The following is a 17,741-nucleotide window of genomic DNA, read 5'->3' on the forward strand; positions in this document are numbered from 1 at the left end:
ATTAGGACAAAATTAAAGCCGCTCTTTTATTCTTAGAGAACGGCTTTTACCCGATTTCGGGCGCTATCAGTTTACTTCTCGCACCCTGGACGTAAAGCGACGCTTTCCAATGCAAAATGTGAAAAACGCCCGTGCAATTACCTGCATGGGCGTTTTGGCATCGGTCTAACGCTGGATGGGACGCGCTTTCCACTTAGTCCGGCTTATCCATCAACGCTAAAGGTACCTCTCCCAGATGCTTGAGTTCAAAGCCATTCTTTTTAAATTCCTCATAGGAAAAGGCATTCAGCTCATCACAAGCCAGCTTGTGGAACTCGTAAAAGTTAGGCCACCACTCGTAAGTATCCCCCAGGTTGTGGCTGAGGTAAGCGTCGGTGATCTCCTTACCCATTTGAGGGGCGACGTAGAAAGCGCCCATAGCCAATACGTTTACCTCATTGCCCGTGATGGCGCGCAGGGCCGCGGGCACGCTTTCCACGACGCCGGAAAACACGCCTGGGCACTTGCTGGCGGCAATATGGATGCCCATACCCGTACCGCAGAAGACCAGCGCGCGCTCAAACTCGCCCTCGGCGATCTTGGCGCCTACCTTCAGGCCGATGCGGTGGAACATCTCCGGATTTTCTTCATCCGCCGCGCGCACGCCGATATCGGTGACCGTCCATCCCTTACCCTTGAGGTGCTCGACCACGGCCTCCTTAAGCGGAAACCCAGCAAAGTCCGCCGCGACGAGAATCTGTTTGTCCTTAATAGTCTTCATTCTTTGTCCCCCTTCTGCCCGGACGCGCCGGGCTGTGCGTTAAGTGTAGTATAGCAAAAGTAGAAAAGCATATTCAAGCACCGGTCTACAATTACGGCGTAGTAGAGGTACAATGGAATGGACAAAACAGATGATTTCCGTTATACTGGCCCAAAATAAACCGTTGCAAAAGGGGTGGCGCGTGATGCTGGAAACCTATACGGAAAAGGCCGGCGCAAGGCTAAGAGAAAAACAGCGCATCCTGTCTGTAGCAGCCGGACGGGAAAAGGCGGACCTGGTATTTAAAAATGCCCGGTATGTCAACGTATTTTCTAACGAGATCTGCCGGGCGGATATCGCCCTGGCGCAGGGGCAGATCGCGGGGATAGGCCGGTATAGCGGACGGCAGGAGATCGACGCATCGGAAAAGATCATCCTGCCAGGGTTTTTGGATGCGCACGTGCACCTGGAAAGTTCGCTTTTGTTGCCCGGCGCCTTTGCGGGGGCGGTTTTACCCCATGGCACGACCACGGTGATCGCCGATCCCCACGAGATCGCCAATGTGATGGGAACAGCGGGGATCCAGTACATGCTGGAGGCCACGCAGGGGCTGCCGGTGGATGTACGGTTTATGCTACCCTCCTGCGTGCCGGCGACGCCGCTGGATGAAGCCGGCGCTGTGCTGGATGCCGGGGAACTCGAGCCGTTTTACGCCCATCCCAGGGTACAGGGGCTGGGCGAGATGATGGATTATCCCGGCATCTTAGAGGGAAAAGCGCGGACGCTTGAGAAGGTAGTTGACGCGCAGGCCCACGGGATGCGGATCGATGGCCATGCGCCGGATCTGGCACCACACGCGCTAAACGCCTATGTGGCGGCGGGCATCTATTCAGACCATGAGTGCCATGACCTGGAGGACGCGATGCAAAAGCTCAGGCGCGGGCAGTTTATCATGATCCGCGAAGGGACGGCTGCGCGCAACCTGGAGGCTTTATCGCCCCTGCTTTGCCAGCAATACGCGCAGCGGTGCATGTTTTGTACCGACGATTGCCATGTAAACGAGGTGCGTGCCCGGGGGCATATCGACCATATCCTGCGCCGCGCCATCGCGCTGGGGGCAGACCCGGTTGCCGCCGTGAAAGCGGCCAGTTTTAATGCGGCGCAGTATTTTGGCCTGAACGATCGGGGCGCTATCGCCCCGGGCTACAGGGCGGACCTGGTAATGATCGATGACTTTGAGTCCCTTAAAGTTGAAAGGGTATGGATCAAGGGCCAACTGTGGGCGCAAGATGGCGTAGCGCGCGACTTTACGCCGCCGGCGGTCTCGCCGGGGCTGGAGCGGCACGCCCGGGATACCTTTCATCTAAAGCAGCTGTCTGCGGAAGATTTTGCGCACAGTGGGCCGCTGGGCGTAATTGGGATGATGGGTGGAGAGATCACCACGCTGGACGCGGGCTGTGCCAGGGACATCGACCTAAATCAGGATATCCTAAAAATCGCACTGGTTGAGCGGCATAGCAATACCGGCCATATCGGGTTGGGTTTTCTAAAAGGATATGGCCTGCGGGCCGGCGCGGTGGCCACCAGCATCGCTCACGATGCACACAATATCGTAGCGGTAGGGGAAAATGAGGCGGATATAGCTGCTGCCGTCAACTGCGTGGCAGAACTTGGCGGAGGCATCGTGGTGCTGCGGGACGGAAATGTGCTGGCACAGCTGGCGCTGCCGGTCGCCGGGCTGATGAGCGATGGAGCGTGTGCAAAGGTGGATGAAGAACTGGCGCTGGCCAAGAAGGCGGCCAGGGCGCTTGGCGTTTCAGACGGTATCGATCCGTTTATGACGCTGAGCTTTATGGCGCTGCCGGTCATCCCTGCGTTACGGCTGACCACCCGAGGTGTGTTTGACGTGCGGCAAGGGAAAATGGTATAAGAAGTTGCGCTGCGGCGGGCCCAGGCCCGCCGCAAGGCTTATTACAGGCCGTAGCGGGCCTGCTGGGCGACGGTGGCGATGAACATCGCATTGGTGGGACGGTCGCGCCCCGGGTCCAGAAGTGTTGAGAACAGCTCCGCTTTAACAGGAGAAGGGCTGCGCTCGAAGGTGATGCGGATGGCGTTGCGCATGGAGCGCTCTACCATGGAGGCGTTGATCGCATAATGATGGGCGATGACGTGATAAAGGCGGGTAGTGGCGTTGGCGAACAACTCGTGATTATGCGCCATGAGAATGATGGCATCGCGCAGGTAGATAAAGCCCTTTAAATGTGGCGGCACGCCGATACTGATTAATTGATTTGCGACGATAGATTCTATTCGTGTGTCATAGTCACATTCATACGACATGGATCGTTGCTCCTCCTGTCCGTTAATCGGATGCGGTCTGCATATAAGTTTCAATTGAGGTAATGATTTTATAATAGGATATCTGGACGCTGTTAAAGGTATGGTTACAGGCCTCCAGGTCTTTTTTCTTGGCGTATACGCACAGCTGCTGGCAGTGGGCGGCCAGCGGGGTAAAGCCCAGATTCAGGCACAGCCCCTTGAAGTTATGCGCCGCATGATAGATCGCCCCCGGCTCGCGGGAGCCTATGGCGGTTTTTAATTGCGCATAGCTAGGGTCAGCAGGGAAGCGAAGAATATAGCGCTTGATTGAGGGCATGGGTACGCCCAGACGCGTTAAGGTCACCTCCGGCTCTAAGATGATTTCGTTGAGCAAGTCTCTGAATTTCATAAAGCTTTCATGACCTCCTGCGTCGTTGGCTGATCAAAATAGATTTTGGCGGCGGTTTCCTCGGCCCAGGTATAATCCAACATATAATCCTGTACGTTTGCGCTTAAGGTTGGATTATTTAAATGGTCGAAGTAATCGCAATCCAACCCGCCGGGATTGATGTTGCAAGAACCCCGTACGCTGTGAAAGATATCGCTGGAGTCGTACTGGGCCAGCACCTGTTTGAGCATGATAACGGCTTTGCGGTACAAGCGCTTGGTCTTTTCGTCGATCGGGCGTTCCGGCCAAAGTGCCTCGATGGCCTCCTCCATGCCGACGGCGCTGCCGCACCGGTCGATACACATGGCTAAAAGTTCTTTGGATTTGGCGTTTGAAAAGTACAGCGGCTGCTCCCGGTCAAACACATCAAAGTGCCCGAAAGTCCTGACGGTCAGCCTTTGGCGCAGGCGGTGGCTCAGCAGCGTCGCCCGCTCGATCGCCTCGGCGATATCCCGGCAGACATAAGGCTTGCAGATATAAAAATCCGCCTTCATGCGCATGGCTTCGGCACAATATCCCGGCTCGCTGGCCACGTAGATCAAGATGATCTTGGGATAAAGTTTGCGCAGCTCGCGCCCCAGCTCCAACCCATTGAGCCCAGGCATGTCGATATCCAAAAAGGCGAAATCCACGGTGTTATTGCGTGCAAAATGCAACGCATCCAGCGGGGATTGAAACGCGCCCAGAATGGCGACGTGCTGGGAGAGCACGCATATATCCTGCAATATTTCAAGGGATAATTGGTTGTCATCCACCAATATGGTTCTTAACATTCTCATTCTCCTGATCTAGTGTAAGCACGCTGTATTTATGACAGGAATGATTATACCACACCCAGCGCTACTTTAACGCCACCCTTTTAACAAAAGAAATGCTACTTTACGACATCTTATATAAAAGTGAGGTATTTTTATATAAGATGTTGCGGAAGCCGTATTTTTGCGCGTTTGAGACCGCAAAAAAGCCGCCCGGCGGGCGGCTTAAAGACGGAGCGATAACAGCTAAATGATACTGCTGAGCATATCCAGGATAAAGTTGCTCTTATAAAACAGCGAGGCGAAGAATGAATTGTCCAGGTATTGGTTGACAAAGCTGATCGGCATCACCGAGAGGATGACCGGCACGATGGCGAACAGTACGAACATCAGCAATATGCCCTGCACCAGGCCAAAGCACCCGCCAAGCACACCATCCAGCGTCTTGAGCACCGGCAGGCTGACCACGGCATGCGTCATGGCGATGATCAGCGCGAAGATCAGCGAGAGGGCGAAAAAGATGATCAAAAAGCTGATGACATTGACCAGCAGGTTGCCCAGCGTGGTGTTGAAGTACTGCCCCAGCGTCACGACGCCTGCCTGCCCGGTAAAGGCTTGATTGAGCACGTTTTCCCGCAGCATGGTGGTCACCGAGGAGGGAAGTCCGCTGGTAGAGAGGATGTCCGTCAGCTGTGAGGAGGTGACGGAGGAGGCCGGTTGGGAAAGGATCTCAAATCCGGTCAGCGTTTCTGCCGCCCCATCGGACATATAACCAAACAGCTGCCCCCAGAAAGAGGAGCTCATCAAAAACCTGGAGAGAAAAGGGTAGAACAAAAATGCCCCCAACCAGGACAGGAAGGTAGAGGCCAGGGACAGTGCCGTACGGGTAAAGCCCCGGTAAAAACCGTACAATACAAATATGGCCAATAAGACCAGAATTGCGATATCAAGAATATTCAAAGCGCGTTCCTTTCTAAAAGCACAAATCGTTTAACCCAGCGGTACCTTGTAGACCGAGGCGCCGTCGCTGACCAGAGCGAAGCTGCGGTCCGGCGAGAGCGTAACGGATTGGATATCGATGGGGAGCAGCGTGTTCCCCTCGCTTTGGCCGGAAAGCGAATAGGTGTACACGTTGCGGCCGGCAAAAGCATAGACTTTGCTGCGCCCGAAGTAGACGCTATGGGTGTCGTCCGGCAGCTTCAGGCTCTTATCGCCCTCGGGCAGAGTGGCCAGCTGCAACTGGGTGGGCGCCAGCTTGGTGGCCGCATCCAGCTGCTGGGGGATGAGGGCCAAGCGCATCGCTTTATCCAGCTGCGCCGCGTCCGTCACGCTCCAGCCATAGACCAGGCGCTCGTACTGCTTTTCACCATCCTTATTGTAGCACACCACATTATTGGTTCCAATAAGCAAATAGTTCTCATCGGTCACCAGCGCGTCGTAGCAGACTTGGTTATAGGCGGTCACCATGCCGCTAACGGCTTTGCCGGGGTTATAGGTCGTCAGCCTGGAAAGCGGCGAAGGGGCCAGGGTATCCAGCGTGATCACCCAGACCTGCTTGCCATCGGGCGCATAATCAAACTTGAGCGCGGTCTGGTCCTGCAGGGCGATCTGGTCTACCTGGGCGCCGGCCCGGTCAAAAACATCCAGGCGGTAACCGCCCTCAGAGGTTTGCACCAGCGCGGCGGCCGTATCCTGGCCGCACCGGGCCATGATCAGCTTGTCCGTCCCGTAGGATTGCTCAAACAGGCGGGCGCCGTTTTCGTCGTATACCTGCATCAACCGCTCGGTATAAAGAGCCGTCAGCTGGCTGGAAGCGGCCAGGGTGCCCTGCACGGCGGCCTCGCTGTTCCACATGGCGTTGCCTGCGGGGTCGATTTTATAAAGCCGCCCCTTTTCCCAGTATAGGATGCCGTTGCTGGCGGCGGTATAGGGCGTATCCCCCGCAAAGGTTAGCGGCGCGACCTCCAGCGAGGCGGCCTGGCGGGCGGGCCGCCAGATGAGAAACTCGCACAGTATCAGTGCGATGATCACTAAAAAAAGCGCGACAAACGGAATAAATTTGCCTACGCGTATCCGTCGTTCCATCTTCATTCTCCTATTTAAACGCCCGAAATAGGCGTGAAACTGCCTGAAGCTGCGCCCGCTCCATGGTAAACAAAATCAGGAGGGCTGGACCTTTTTTACAAAAGATCAAACCATCCTTTGCGCGAAGTATAAATGACCCTTATATATTGTAAAGCAAAAGGGGGGACAAATGCAATCTAAAACCGAAATGGAAACAAAACCGATACTTTAAAATAGCGGGCTGTAGCTGCGCCGGCGCAGGATAAGCGCCAGTTGCTCCGGGCTTTTGCCGCGGCAGGGCAATAGCAGCGCGCCGCTTTCGGCGGGCCGGGGAGGCAGGCGCAAAAAGATGCCCTTATAGACCGTGGCACCGTAAAGAAAGGCCTCGTATCCCACGGCCTGGGCGGCGGGCAGGCAGGTAAAGCCCATCCTGCTCAGGGCGCGGGCTTGCGGTGCGGCATCTTCGGTATAGGCGATCAGCATGGCGGCCTCCTTTTAATATTTGACGCATGGGGGACCCGGTGACTATACTAATAATGATGAAACGATGGAGCGTGAAGCCATAAATTAGTATATCCGCGCGGACGGCCTTTGATGCACGAAAGGGGCTGCCTGGCGGAGCGGGAAGGACAGGATCACATGGAGATATTGGCGCCGGCGGGCGGAATGGAGCAGTTGCAGGCGGCGGTGCGCAGCGGGGCGGACGCCGTTTATTTTGGCGCGCAGCTTTTTAACGCCCGGCGCAACGCGGCCAACTTTACCGATGAGGAGATACCCAGGGCCATTGCCTACTGCCACGCGCGGGGCGTACGGGTGCATATGACGCTCAACACCCTGGTGCAGGATGGGGAGATGGACGGGGTGTGCCGCACGCTGGAACAGATCGCCCGGGCCGGGGCGGATGCGGTGATCGTTCAGGATCTGGCGGTGGCGCGCCTGGCCCGGCAGATCTGCCCGGAGCTGAAGTTGCACGCCTCGACCCAGATGGCGGTGCACAACGCGGCGGGGCTGCGCCTGCTTGAGGAAATAGGGTTTTCCCGCGCGGTGCTGGCCCGTGAACTGAGCCGGGAGGAGATCGGCCGCCTGGCCGCGGGGACCGGCCTTGAAGTGGAGGTGTTTGTGCACGGCGCGCTGTGCATGAGCGTTTCGGGCCAGTGCTACCTCTCCGGTATGCTGGGGGGGCGCAGCGGCAACCGGGGGCTGTGCGCCCAGCCCTGCCGGCTGGATTTTAAGGCCGGGCAGAGGGGGTATGCCCTTTCGCTTAAGGATCTTTCCCTCATCGGGCAGATGCGGCTTTTAGAGCAGCTGGGGGTGGCCTCGCTCAAGATCGAGGGGCGGATGAAGCGGCCCGAGTATGTGGCCTGCGCGACCCGCGCCTGCAAACAGGCATTGGAGGGAGAACAGCCGGACTTGGAAAGCCTGAAGGCCGTATTCTCCCGCAGCGGGTTCACCAATGGCTATTTTGCGGCCAAACGCGACCTTGCGATGTTCGGCACACGCACCCGGGAGGATGTGCAGCAGGCGGGCGGGGTGCTGGGGCAGATCGCCGCGACCTACCGCCATGAGGCCAAAACGGTGCCGGTGGATATGCGTTTGACTGTGCGCGACGGCGCCAGCCCGGAATTGCAGGCGATGGGGCGGGGTGTGCGCGTTTGCGTGCAGGCGCAAGGCGAGAAGCCGGAAAAAGCCGTCAACCGTCCGCTGGACGAGGCGCAGGCCCGCCAGGCGCTGGAAAAGACGGGAGGGACGCCCTTTTACCTGCGGGAGCTGCACGCGCAGATCGAGCCGGGGCTGCGGTTGCCTATATCCGCGCTGAACAGCCTGCGCAAGGCGGCTTTAGAGGAGCTGGAAACGCTGCTGGGGCAGCCGCCGGTGCGGGAGATCATCCCCCTGCGGCTGGAAAAGGCGCCCTGCGCGCGGGTAGAGGATGGAGAGGGCGCGCCCCGTCTGCGCATCCGGCTGGAAAAGGCGGAGCAGCTTTCACAGGAGTTGGTTATCGCGGCGGAGCGGTTGATCCTGCCGCTTAACGAACTGGCGGCGCACCCGGAGCTGTTGGACGCCCTGGGAGATAAGTTGATCGGCGAGATCCCGATGGCGGTGTTCCCGAATGATGAGGAGCGGACAGCGGCGCTTTTGGCGGCGCTAAAGCGCCAGGGACTGGCCGGTGCGCAGGCCGAGAACCTGGGGGCGCTGTGCATGGCCCGGGAGTTGGGGCTGCGCGTACACGGCGGCTATGGGCTGAATATCCTGAACAGCTTGGCGCTGGAAGAGGCGGGGCGCTTGGGCGTGGCGGATCAGACGATCAGCTTTGAGGCGAACCTGCGGGATATCCGGCATTTGCAGCGCCATGTTCCCTGCGGCGCGATCGCCTATGGGCATCTGCCGCTGATGACGCTGCGCGCCTGCCCGATGCAGGGCGCGCGGGGCTGCGGGGATTGCGATGGACGCAGGGCGCTGACCGACCGCAAGGGCGAAAAATTTACCGTTTTGTGCCGGGAAAGGCGATATTCCCAGTTGCTCAATGGCCACGTATTATCCCTGGCGGACCAGCAGGCGCAGCTGCAGGGGCTGGATTTTGCGACGCTGTACTTTACCCTGGAGGATCAGCAGGCCTGCCGGCGTGCGCTGGAGGATTACCTAGCCGGGCGCATGCCGCAGGGGCAATATACCCGCGGGCTGTACCTGCGCCAGCTGCAGTAAAGGGGCTTTGCCTTTCGAACCGTAAAGGACTATACTTTGGATATAAAACGACAAACGACAGCGCAGGGCGGCTGCCCTGCCTGAAGAAGGGTGGTTTTTGATATGGCACTGGATTTTGACCGCGTGATCGAGCGCCGGGGCACGGACGCCGCCAAATTTGCCGGCCTGGCCCAGGAGTATGGCAGGGAGGATGTGATTCCGCTGTCGGTGGCGGATATGGACTTTGCGGTCTTCCCGCCGATCCTTGAGGCCATGCAGGCCCGGCTTTCGCAGGAGATATTTGGATACCATACCCTGGAGGAGCCGGCTAAAGAGGCGGTATGCCGCTGGTATGCGGCGCGGCATGCCCTCAAAGTCGCCCCGGAAGCGGTGGCGATGCTGACCAACGTGGTCTCCGGGTTCAACCTGGGGGTGCAGGTCTTTTCCCAGCCCGGGGATCAGATCGTGGTACAGCCGCCGGTATACGGCCCCTTTTATCTAGGCCCCCAGCATGATAGGCGGGTGGTGCACAACCCCTTAAAAAAGGTGGGGGACAGCTGGAAGATGGATTTTATCGATCTGGAGCGGCATTTTAAAGCGGGCGCCAGGGTGATGATCCTGTGCAACCCCCATAACCCGGTGGGGCGCAGCTGGCGCCCGGAGGAGCTGGGGCAGCTAGCCAAGCTGTGCCAGCAATACGGGGTGTTGGTGCTGTCCGACGAGATACACGGGGACCTGACCATGCCGGATTACCGGCATACCCCGATTCTGTCAGTCCCCGGGATGGAGCAGCATGCGATCCTTTTTTCCTCGGCATCCAAGACCTTTAACCTGGCGGGGTTGAGCACGGCCTTTGCCGTCATCCCGGACGAGGGGCTGCGCAAGCGCTTTACTGATGCGCTGCGCGTAGTACACGCGGGCAGCAACATTTTTGGCCTGGTGGCGCTGCAGGCCGCCTTTGACCGGTGTGGCCCGCTGCTGGACGAGCTGCTGCAATACCTGCATGAGAACCTGCATAGGACTTGCGTGCGGATCAATGCCATCAGCGGTCTACACACCCGCATGCCGGAGGCCACCTATCTGCTTTTTATCGACTGCGCAGGGTTGGGCGTACAGGACCCCCACAGGCTGATCGCCCAGGCGGGCGTGGGGCTGAACAAGGGCAGCTTTTTTGGGGAGGACTACAGCCAGTATGTGCGGATGAACGTAGCCTCGCCCCGGCCGGTGCTGATGGAGGCGCTGGACAGGCTGAGCGCGGGGCTGGTTCGGAATCGATAGGACGATAGGGAGGTTGAATACGATGGAACCACAGAATATATATAAGGTAGAGCTGCATGCCCATACCGATGAGACCAGCCTTTGCGGGCACGTACCGGCGGCTGGCCAGGTGGAACTTTATCTGAAGGGCGGCTACCAGTGCCTGGTGTTGACGGATCACTACTTTCCGGACTTTTTTACCAAGTTTTATCCGGGCAAAAGCTGGGATGAGTATGCCGATATGCTGCTGGCCGGATACCGGGCAGCTAAAAAGGCGGCCGAGGGCACGGCGTTGACCGTTTTGCTGGGCTTTGAGCTGCGCTCCTATGAGGGGATGGAGGACTTTCTCTGTTATGGGATGACCGAGGAGGACGTGTACCGGTATCCCATGATCTGCCAAAAATCCGTCAAAGATATGTGCGACTTTGCCCACGAAAAGGGTTGGTTGATCAACCAGGCCCACCCGTATCGGGATGACTATGCGCAGCTCCACCCGGTCAAGGATCCGACGCTGATCGACGCGGTGGAGGTGTATAACGGGACCCCGTATGTGCACAATCACAACGAGCTGGCGCTGGAATGGGCGCGCAAGCACCATGTGCCTGCGCTTTCCGGCTCGGACGCACACCGGGATTACGGCGCTTGCCGGGGCGGCATCGCCTTCCCATATCCGATCTACTCCTCTCAGGCATTGATCGAGGGCATTAAAAAGCAGGATTATACCCTGCTGCGCACCCAGGACGAGATGCAATATTAAAGAGAAATAGGAGGGAAGCTTATGCCGCTTTACGAGCTGTCAAACGCGGTCCGCCGCTGCCAGAATTTTGAATACCGTAGCGACCGGCCGGGCGACGGCGCCCGGGAAAACCGGGGCTTTAAAGGCCACGCGTATGACCGGCTGCCCGCGGGCGAGCGGGTGACGCTGCTGGATGCTGCCGGCCCGGGCGTGGTGGATCATATCTGGATCACCTTTAAAAACCGGGAGGAGATCGCCCCGGCGCATTTGCAGCGGGCGCTGCGTCTGGAGGCCTATTGGGATGGGGCAAAGACCCCGGCTGTGGCCTGCCCGTTGGGAGATTTTTTTGGCGGCGCCTTTGGCGAGGCGGTTTCCTTTGAAAACGAGCTGTTCTCTTCGCCGGGGGGCAAGTGTTTTAACTGCTTTATTCCTATGCCGTTTTTAAAGCGGGGGCGGATTGAACTGGTCAACGAATCGGATGAGGATATCAACCAGCTCTTTTATACGGTCAATTACCGCAAGCAGGCGCTGGAGGGCGAAAAAATCGGCTATTTCCACGCCTATTGGTCCCGCACCATGCCCCCGGTGGGGCAGGATGTGACGATCCTGCCGCAGGTAGAGGGCGCGGGCCGCTTTTTGGGCTGTGCCATGCAGGTGGCGACTCACCCGCGCTATGGCGGGGCCTGGTGGGGCGAGGGCGAGGTAAAGGCTTTTATCGATGGGGACGGAGATTATCCCTCCTGGCTGTGTACGGGGACGGAGGACTATCCGGCTACCGCCTGGCTGCTTAACCCCTTTGCCCACCGGTATACCGGGTGCCTGTTGTGCGACGAGGCGGGGGGACGCTTCCAAATCTACCGGCTGCACGTGCCGGACCCGATATATTTTAACCAGCGCATCCGCGTGCAGGTCCAGCAGATTGGCGGCTGGCAGCGCGAGAAGCTAAAAGAACTGTTTACGCCGCAAAACCAGCCCCAGGTGATAACCGCGATCAACATGCAGGATGGTTCCTGGCGCAACGCCTTTGCGCCGGAGCAGACCCTTTCCCTGTTTGACGAGGACATCCCCGGGGACAGCTGGATGAACTTTCTGCGCCAGGACGACTGGGCCTGTACAGCCTGGTTTTATCTGGACCGGCCGGAAAATGGCCTGCCCGCTTTGCAAGCCTACCCGGAGCGGAACCAGAGCCTGTTTGAAAAACAATGAGGCTGTAAAGCAAAAGCCCCCGCCAAACGCGGGGGCTTTTCTAGACGAGATGGCCCAAAAGTGTAAAAAAAAAGGCGATCTCCTCAGCCAAATGCTGATGGTTCACGCCAATGAAGGGGGGACAAAATCAAATCTCACCGCGCCGGCCGAGCCGGACAGGGGCGAGAAGGCGTAAGGCCCGAGAGCCGAACGCGCTCCCCCAACGGATGCCAGGCATCGAGGGGGAATCATTTGCAAACAAACGAAACAAACGTTCGTTTTTCCTTTGCACGCTTATCATACGATATTTGTCGAATCCTGTCAACAGAAGGCGAGGCATTTCACAAAAGTTTCACAATTATGTGACAAAGAAACTTCACATTCCTGTTTGTTTTAAGCGTTTTGGCGATATAAAAGGCATATAATCAGCCAATATAGCCGAATGTTCAGTTTTGTGTGCGCATTTGAGCACAGGCCATCCCCAGCGCTGCGCACAGCGCCTGCACGGTTTGCTCCAGCGTTTGTCCTGCGCAATCCACCGTTAAATCCGCATATTTCTCATACAAGGGGATGCGGATGCGGTACAGGTCCGCAAGGGTCTGCCCCGGGCCCATGGCGATGCCTCGGGTGGCGATATTTTGCACCCGCCGCTGGATTTCATCTAAGGGCAAGCGCAGATAGACCACTTTGCCGCCTTTTTTAAGGTGGGCCATGGCCTTTTCGCTGTACACCGCGCTGCCCCCGGTGGCGACGACCTGGCCGCCGGGAGCGACGGTCAACAGGGTCTGCTCCTCCTGGCGCAAAAAGGCGTCGATCCCATCCTGATCGACGATCTGCTGCAACAGATGCCCAGAATGGGCCTGCAGCAACAGGTCGGTATCCACAAAGCCGCGCCCAAGGGCTTTGGCCAATAGCACGCCTACGGTACTCTTGCCGCAGCCTGGCATGCCGATGAGTACGATATTCTCCTGATCTGTCGATTGCATATTACCCTCCCCTATAAACAGCAAGCCCTTGCGCTTAAAGCGCGGAAACCCTGCCAATATGCGGCCGCAAAACCCCGCCCGGCAGGGACGGGGGCGCGGAACCGGCAATGGCCGCCCATTATTATACCATATATTTGGGCAGGCAAAAAGGCGCCTTACAGCGCCTTTTGAAGTGCCCGCTATTCGGCCTTTGCGCCAGCCTCTTGCACGAAAATGGCAATGGCCTGCTGCATAAACGCCGCTAGCCCGGGTGCGAACCGCTCATAATAAGCGGTAAACCGCGGATCGCAGGCGTACATCTGGCCCAGGCCCGCGTACATCTCGTAGGTATAATGGATGCCGAAGTGCGCGTTGAGGTAGGCGTAGTGCCGCGCGATGGCGGCCTGGGTCTCCTGCGCGCCCGCGCCCTGGGGCATGCAGGCGGCAATGGCGGCTGTTATCGTCTCGCCCTCCTGCATCATGGCCTGGTATTGCGTTTTGTTGAGCTTGGACAGGGCGGCGTTGCTTTGATCCACTGCCTTATCGCCATATTTTTGGCGTATCTCACGGCCATAGTTTTGTTCGTTTTTCTGGGCGGCCGCCTGGCCGAGGCCCTCGAATCGTTCCTGATCGGACATGATTTCTCCTCCTTTCCATTCTTGCAGGGTCCTGTCGATATTGCCGATCAGCTTTTCCAGCGCCGTTAGCTTGCGGCATAGCGATTGGCGGTGGCAAAGCAGGGCGGCGGCCCGGTCAAACTCCGGGTCGTCCAGCAGCAGGGCGATCTCCTTTAGGGGGATGCCCATCTGCCGGTAAAACAGGATCTGCTGCAGGCGGGCGACCTCGGACGAGCCATACCGGCGGTAACCGTTTGGCAAGCGCTCCGGGCATAGCAGCCCCAGGCTGTCGTAGTAGCGCAGCGCCCGCTCGCTGACGCCCGAGAGCTTAGACAGGCCTCGTACGGTATATTCCATCTTTCGTTCGCCTCCTGATAATAGAATTGTAAGGGATGACGTAGCGTCAAGGTCAAGGGTTTTTAAATAAAAAAGCGGCGCATCGCGCCGCTGGTATCAGATTCAGAAATTACGCTTCGGGTTTATTGGAAGGATCGATCATATGGTCGAGCGCGTAACGGCAGCACTGTGCCACCAACGCGTTCATGGATATTTTGTGTTCGGAAGCGCATTTGGCCAACTCTTCAACCAGCGTTTTGTTGAGCCGAAAGGTTTTATTCACAAACTCTTCGCGCTTTACCTCAAACATGCCCTATCCTCGTTTCGCTTATTTACAAATATTATACTGCTCATTATAATTGCTATATACACCATAAAATTGCACTGTGATTAAAGAGCGTAAATGAACTGGAGGCGTATGACATGCGCTGTGACAATTATTTTTGTGCTTATTGGCGCGAGGGTCACTGCATATCAAAGGAGATCGCCCTAAATATTCAGGGTATCTGTCAGGAATGTATCTACATAGAATTTCCAGATAAAGTGCTGGAAGAGAATAGAAAAAAGACGCTGGAGCATCTATAAAAAACGGGCAAGCTTAAATGCTTGCCCGTAAAGCCATAAGCGAATTTTACAACCGCCCATTCTCGTCCTTTTGCAAGGCCTCATCCAGCAGGTGGGTAAAATCGAAAGTGGCAAAGTAATCCCGCGGGGTCTCGGCCCGGCGGATGAGCGTGGCCTGTCCGTCCGCGCCCAGCAGCACCTCGGCTGAGCGCAGGCGGCCATTGTAGTTATAGCCCATGGCAAAGCCGTGCGCGCCGGTATCGTGTATAACGACCAGATCGCCGATCTCCGTCTTGGGCAGCATCCGGTCGATAGCGAACTTATCGTTATTCTCGCACAGCGAGCCGGTCACATCATATTTGTGGTCGCAGGGCGCAGATTCCTTGCCCATGACGGTGATGTGATGATAGGCGCCGTACATGGCCGGCCGCATGAGGTTGACCGCGCTGGCATCCAGGCCCAGATAGTCTTTATGGGTCTTTTTCTCATGGATCACCCGGGAAATCAGGTACCCGTGGGGCCCGGTCATAAACCGGCCAAGCTCGGTATTGATGGACACCTGGTGCAGCGGCGAGGGGACGATGACCTCTTCATAGGCCTTTTGCACGCCCGCGCCGATCTTGAGGATATCCGCGCCCGGCTGATCCGGCAGGTAGGGGATGCCCACGCCTCCGGAAAGGTTGATAAACGTTACCCGGCCGCCGGTTTCCTCGTAAAGCTCCACCGCGGTCTGAAAAAGCAGCCGGGCCAGCGCCGGATAATAGCTATCATCGGTGGTATTGCTGGCCAAAAAGGCGTGCAGGCCAAACTCTTTTACCCCTAAGGCCATCAGCTTTTTAAACCCTTGGGTCAGCTGGGAGCGGGTAAAGCCGTATTTGGCCTCGCCGGGGTTACCCATGATGGTATTGCCCAGCTTAAAGTCCCCGCCGGGATTAAAGCGGCAGCTGATCTTGTGGGGGATGCCGCCGTTTTCCTTTAAAAAATCGATATGGCTGATATCGTCCAGGTTCACCGTGCCGTCCAGTGCGCGGACCTTGCGAAAATCCTGGGCGGGCATATCGTTGGCGGAGAACATGATCTCCCCGCCGGCAAAGCCGCAGCTCTCGGCCAGCATCAGCTCCGTATAGGAGGAGCAATCCACCCCACAGCCCTCTTCGCGCAGGATCTTCAAAATAAAGGGGTTGGGCAGGGCCTTGACGGCGAAAAACTCCTTATAGCCCTTATTCCACGCAAAGGCTTTGTGCAATTTGCGCGCCGTATCGCGGATGCCGCGCTCATCATACAGATGGAAGGGCGTGGGATACTGGGCGACGATTTTCTCCAGCTGTGCTTTTGTAAAAGGTACCGTCTTCATTCTCTTTAGCTCCTTGCCTGGTGCAAAGCCCCGTATATTATAGAAGGGCCTTCTCCTATGATGGGGTTTATTTTAAAGGGTTTGGCCGTGCGTGTCAATCATCTTTACGCGCCCGTAAGATAAAAACCGGCATTTTTTCGCCATTTTTACGGTCACAGGGCCGCAGGCGAATTGACAAGATACGCAAAAAAGATTAAGATAAATAAAATTGAATTTTGCGGGGGGACCATTGGTTGAGAAGGCGTAAGAGCCTGACCCTTTGAACCTGTCAGTTAAGACTGTCGTAGGGAAGCAAACATTTGTTTAGGCCTTGGCCAAACGGATTATTTGCCGCTCATCTGCGAACCGCAGAATTGTGAGCGGCTTTTTTGCATCCCCCCAGGCGGGCTTTAAAAAGGAGGAATTATGATGCAGCAGTACACCACGCAGATGGACGCGGCCAAAAAGGGCATAATTACCGAACAGATGAAGGCGGTGGCCGAGAAGGAAAACCTGGATGTGGAAGTGATCCGCGCGCGGGTGGCCGCGGGCACCATCGCCATACCGGCCAATAAAAACCACAAAGCTTTGGATGCGCAGGGGGTAGGGCAGGGCCTGCGCACCAAGATCAACGTGAACCTGGGCGTTTCGGGCGACCTGGCCGATAACGAGATGGAGTGGCAAAAGGTGCAGACCGCCATTGAGCTTGGGGCCGAGGCGATCATGGACTTAAGCAACTTTGGCAAGACCCACGCCTTCCGCAAGCGGCTGATCGACGCGGCCCCGGCCATGATCGGTACCGTACCGGTATATGACGTGGTGGGGTATACCGGCAAAATCGTAAACGATTTAACGTATAAAGATTTTTTGGCCGTGGTGGAAAAGCATGCCAAGGACGGGGTAGATTTTGTGACCATCCACGCGGGGCTGACCCGGCATACCGCCCAGAAGGTGCTGGACAACCCCCGGCAGACCAACGTGGTATCCCGCGGCGGATCGGTGCTTTTTGCCTGGATGGTGCACACCGGCAACGAGAACCCCTTCTTTGAGCATTACGACGAGCTGCTGGATATCCTGGCCAGGTATGATGTGACGCTCAGCCTGGGGGATGCCTGCCGCCCCGGCAGCATTGCCGACGCCACCGACGCCGCCCAGATCGAGGAATTGATCACCTTGGGCGAGTTAACTCGTCGCGCCTGGGAGAAGAACGTGCAGGTCATCATCGAGGGGCCGGGGCATATGGCGCTAAATGAGATACAGGCCAATATGATCTTACAAAAACGGCTGTGCCACGGCGCGCCCTTTTATGTACTGGGGCCCCTGGTCACCGATATCGCCCCGGGGTACGACCATATCACCTCGGCCATCGGCGGGGCCATCGCCGCGGCCAGCGGGGCGGATTTCCTTTGCTATGTGACCCCGGCCGAGCACCTTCGGCTGCCGGATGTGCAGGATGTGCGCGAGGGCATCATCGCCAGCCGCATCGCAGCCCATGCGGCCGATATCGCCAAGGGCGTGCCCGGCGCGCGGGATTGGGATAACGCCATGAGCCGCGCTAGGCAGGAGGTCAACTGGGAGAAGATGTATGAACTGGCGGTAGACCCCAAAAAGGCCCGGGAATACCATGATTCCTCCCGCCCGGCGCAGGAGGACACCTGCACCATGTGCGGGGAGATGTGCGCCATGAAGACCATGAACCGCATCCTTTCCGGCGAGGCGGGGTGCGTGAAGCTCTAATGGCTAA

At 57.5% G+C, this 17,741-nt stretch carries 17 protein-coding genes and 1 riboswitch; of the genes, 6 read left to right on the plus strand and 11 right to left on the minus strand.

The features are described 5' to 3' along the window. Positions 1-193: 193 nt before the first annotated feature. Positions 194-760 (minus strand): RpiB/LacA/LacB family sugar-phosphate isomerase, encoded by a 567-nt coding sequence (locus H8699_RS08645; protein ID WP_249285329.1) that lies wholly within the window; start codon positions 758-760, stop codon positions 194-196. A gap of 184 nt (positions 761-944) precedes the next feature. Between H8699_RS08645 and ade the strand changes: the two genes are divergently transcribed. Continuing rightward, positions 945-2,669, plus strand: coding sequence for an adenine deaminase (gene ade, locus H8699_RS08650; RefSeq protein WP_249285468.1), 1,725 nt, complete (start codon positions 945-947; stop codon positions 2,667-2,669). Positions 2,670-2,710: 41 nt separating this feature from the next. On the opposite strand, the gene H8699_RS08655 is transcribed toward ade, so the two are convergent. The 6 genes from H8699_RS08655 to H8699_RS08680 form a co-directional block, all read right to left on the minus strand. After that, positions 2,711-3,079 (minus strand): sporulation initiation factor Spo0A C-terminal domain-containing protein, encoded by a 369-nt coding sequence (locus tag H8699_RS08655; RefSeq protein ID WP_249285330.1) that lies wholly within the window; start codon positions 3,077-3,079, stop codon positions 2,711-2,713. A gap of 22 nt (positions 3,080-3,101) precedes the next feature. Continuing rightward, entirely contained in the window at positions 3,102-3,467 is a 366-nt protein-coding gene (locus H8699_RS08660; RefSeq protein ID WP_249285331.1) for an Hpt domain-containing protein, read from the minus strand. Next, positions 3,464-4,279, minus strand: a complete 816-nt coding sequence (locus tag H8699_RS08665; protein WP_249285332.1) for a response regulator — start codon at positions 4,277-4,279, stop codon at positions 3,464-3,466. The genes H8699_RS08660 and H8699_RS08665 overlap by 4 nt, the downstream gene beginning before the upstream one ends. Positions 4,280-4,507: 228 nt before the next feature. After that, positions 4,508-5,221 carry a CvpA family protein gene (locus tag H8699_RS08670; protein ID WP_249285333.1) on the minus strand — a complete coding sequence of 238 codons (714 nt, stop codon included), beginning with the start codon at positions 5,219-5,221 and terminating at the stop codon, positions 4,508-4,510. A 30-nt stretch (positions 5,222-5,251) separates the two neighbouring features. Next, entirely contained in the window at positions 5,252-6,346 is a 1,095-nt protein-coding gene (locus H8699_RS08675; protein WP_249285334.1) for a DUF5711 family protein, read from the minus strand. 207 nt (positions 6,347-6,553) lie between these two features. Then, the gene (locus H8699_RS08680; RefSeq protein WP_249285335.1) at positions 6,554-6,808 is read right to left on the minus strand and encodes a hypothetical protein; all 255 of its coding nucleotides are present in this window, start codon (positions 6,806-6,808) and stop codon (positions 6,554-6,556) included. Between the two features lie 111 nt (positions 6,809-6,919). Between H8699_RS08680 and H8699_RS08685 the strand changes: the two genes are divergently transcribed. The 4 genes from H8699_RS08685 to H8699_RS08700 all read left to right on the plus strand — a co-directional run bounded on the left by H8699_RS08685 (position 6,920) and on the right by H8699_RS08700 (position 12,203). Continuing rightward, a complete protein-coding gene (locus H8699_RS08685) occupies positions 6,920-9,025 on the plus strand; it encodes a U32 family peptidase (RefSeq protein ID WP_249285469.1) in 2,106 nt (701 codons plus the stop codon). A gap of 102 nt (positions 9,026-9,127) precedes the next feature. Next, positions 9,128-10,282 carry a MalY/PatB family protein gene (locus tag H8699_RS08690; protein WP_249285336.1) on the plus strand — a complete coding sequence of 385 codons (1,155 nt, stop codon included), beginning with the start codon at positions 9,128-9,130 and terminating at the stop codon, positions 10,280-10,282. A 22-nt stretch (positions 10,283-10,304) separates the two neighbouring features. After that, complete coding sequence (locus tag H8699_RS08695; RefSeq protein WP_138294543.1) at positions 10,305-11,018, plus strand: PHP-associated domain-containing protein; 714 nt, start codon at positions 10,305-10,307, stop codon at positions 11,016-11,018. Between the two features lie 21 nt (positions 11,019-11,039). Next, on the plus strand, positions 11,040-12,203 hold the full coding sequence (locus H8699_RS08700; protein ID WP_249285337.1) for a glycoside hydrolase family 172 protein: 1,164 nt from the start codon (positions 11,040-11,042) through the stop codon (positions 12,201-12,203). A 425-nt stretch (positions 12,204-12,628) separates the two neighbouring features. On the opposite strand, the gene H8699_RS08705 is transcribed toward H8699_RS08700, so the two are convergent. From H8699_RS08705 to H8699_RS08720, 4 genes are all read right to left on the minus strand, one after another. Next, positions 12,629-13,168, minus strand: a complete 540-nt coding sequence (locus tag H8699_RS08705; RefSeq protein ID WP_249285338.1) for a shikimate kinase — start codon at positions 13,166-13,168, stop codon at positions 12,629-12,631. Positions 13,169-13,347: 179 nt separating this feature from the next. Continuing rightward, the gene (locus tag H8699_RS08710) at positions 13,348-14,121 is read right to left on the minus strand and encodes a MerR family transcriptional regulator (protein ID WP_249285339.1); all 774 of its coding nucleotides are present in this window, start codon (positions 14,119-14,121) and stop codon (positions 13,348-13,350) included. A 109-nt stretch (positions 14,122-14,230) separates the two neighbouring features. Beyond that, entirely contained in the window at positions 14,231-14,410 is a 180-nt protein-coding gene (locus H8699_RS08715) for a hypothetical protein (RefSeq protein WP_138294539.1), read from the minus strand. A gap of 321 nt (positions 14,411-14,731) precedes the next feature. Then, on the minus strand, positions 14,732-16,018 hold the full coding sequence (locus H8699_RS08720; RefSeq protein WP_249285340.1) for a diaminopimelate decarboxylase: 1,287 nt from the start codon (positions 16,016-16,018) through the stop codon (positions 14,732-14,734). Between the two features lie 209 nt (positions 16,019-16,227). Beyond that, positions 16,228-16,326, plus strand: a riboswitch (TPP riboswitch). Between the two features lie 100 nt (positions 16,327-16,426). Between H8699_RS08720 and thiC the strand changes: the two genes are divergently transcribed. Continuing rightward, complete coding sequence (thiC, locus tag H8699_RS08725; RefSeq protein ID WP_249285470.1) at positions 16,427-17,734, plus strand: phosphomethylpyrimidine synthase ThiC; 1,308 nt, start codon at positions 16,427-16,429, stop codon at positions 17,732-17,734. The last annotated feature ends 7 nt before the right edge of the window (positions 17,735-17,741 follow it).

This window comes from Luoshenia tenuis, assembly GCF_014384745.1.
Taxonomy (GTDB): Bacteria; Bacillota; Clostridia; order Christensenellales.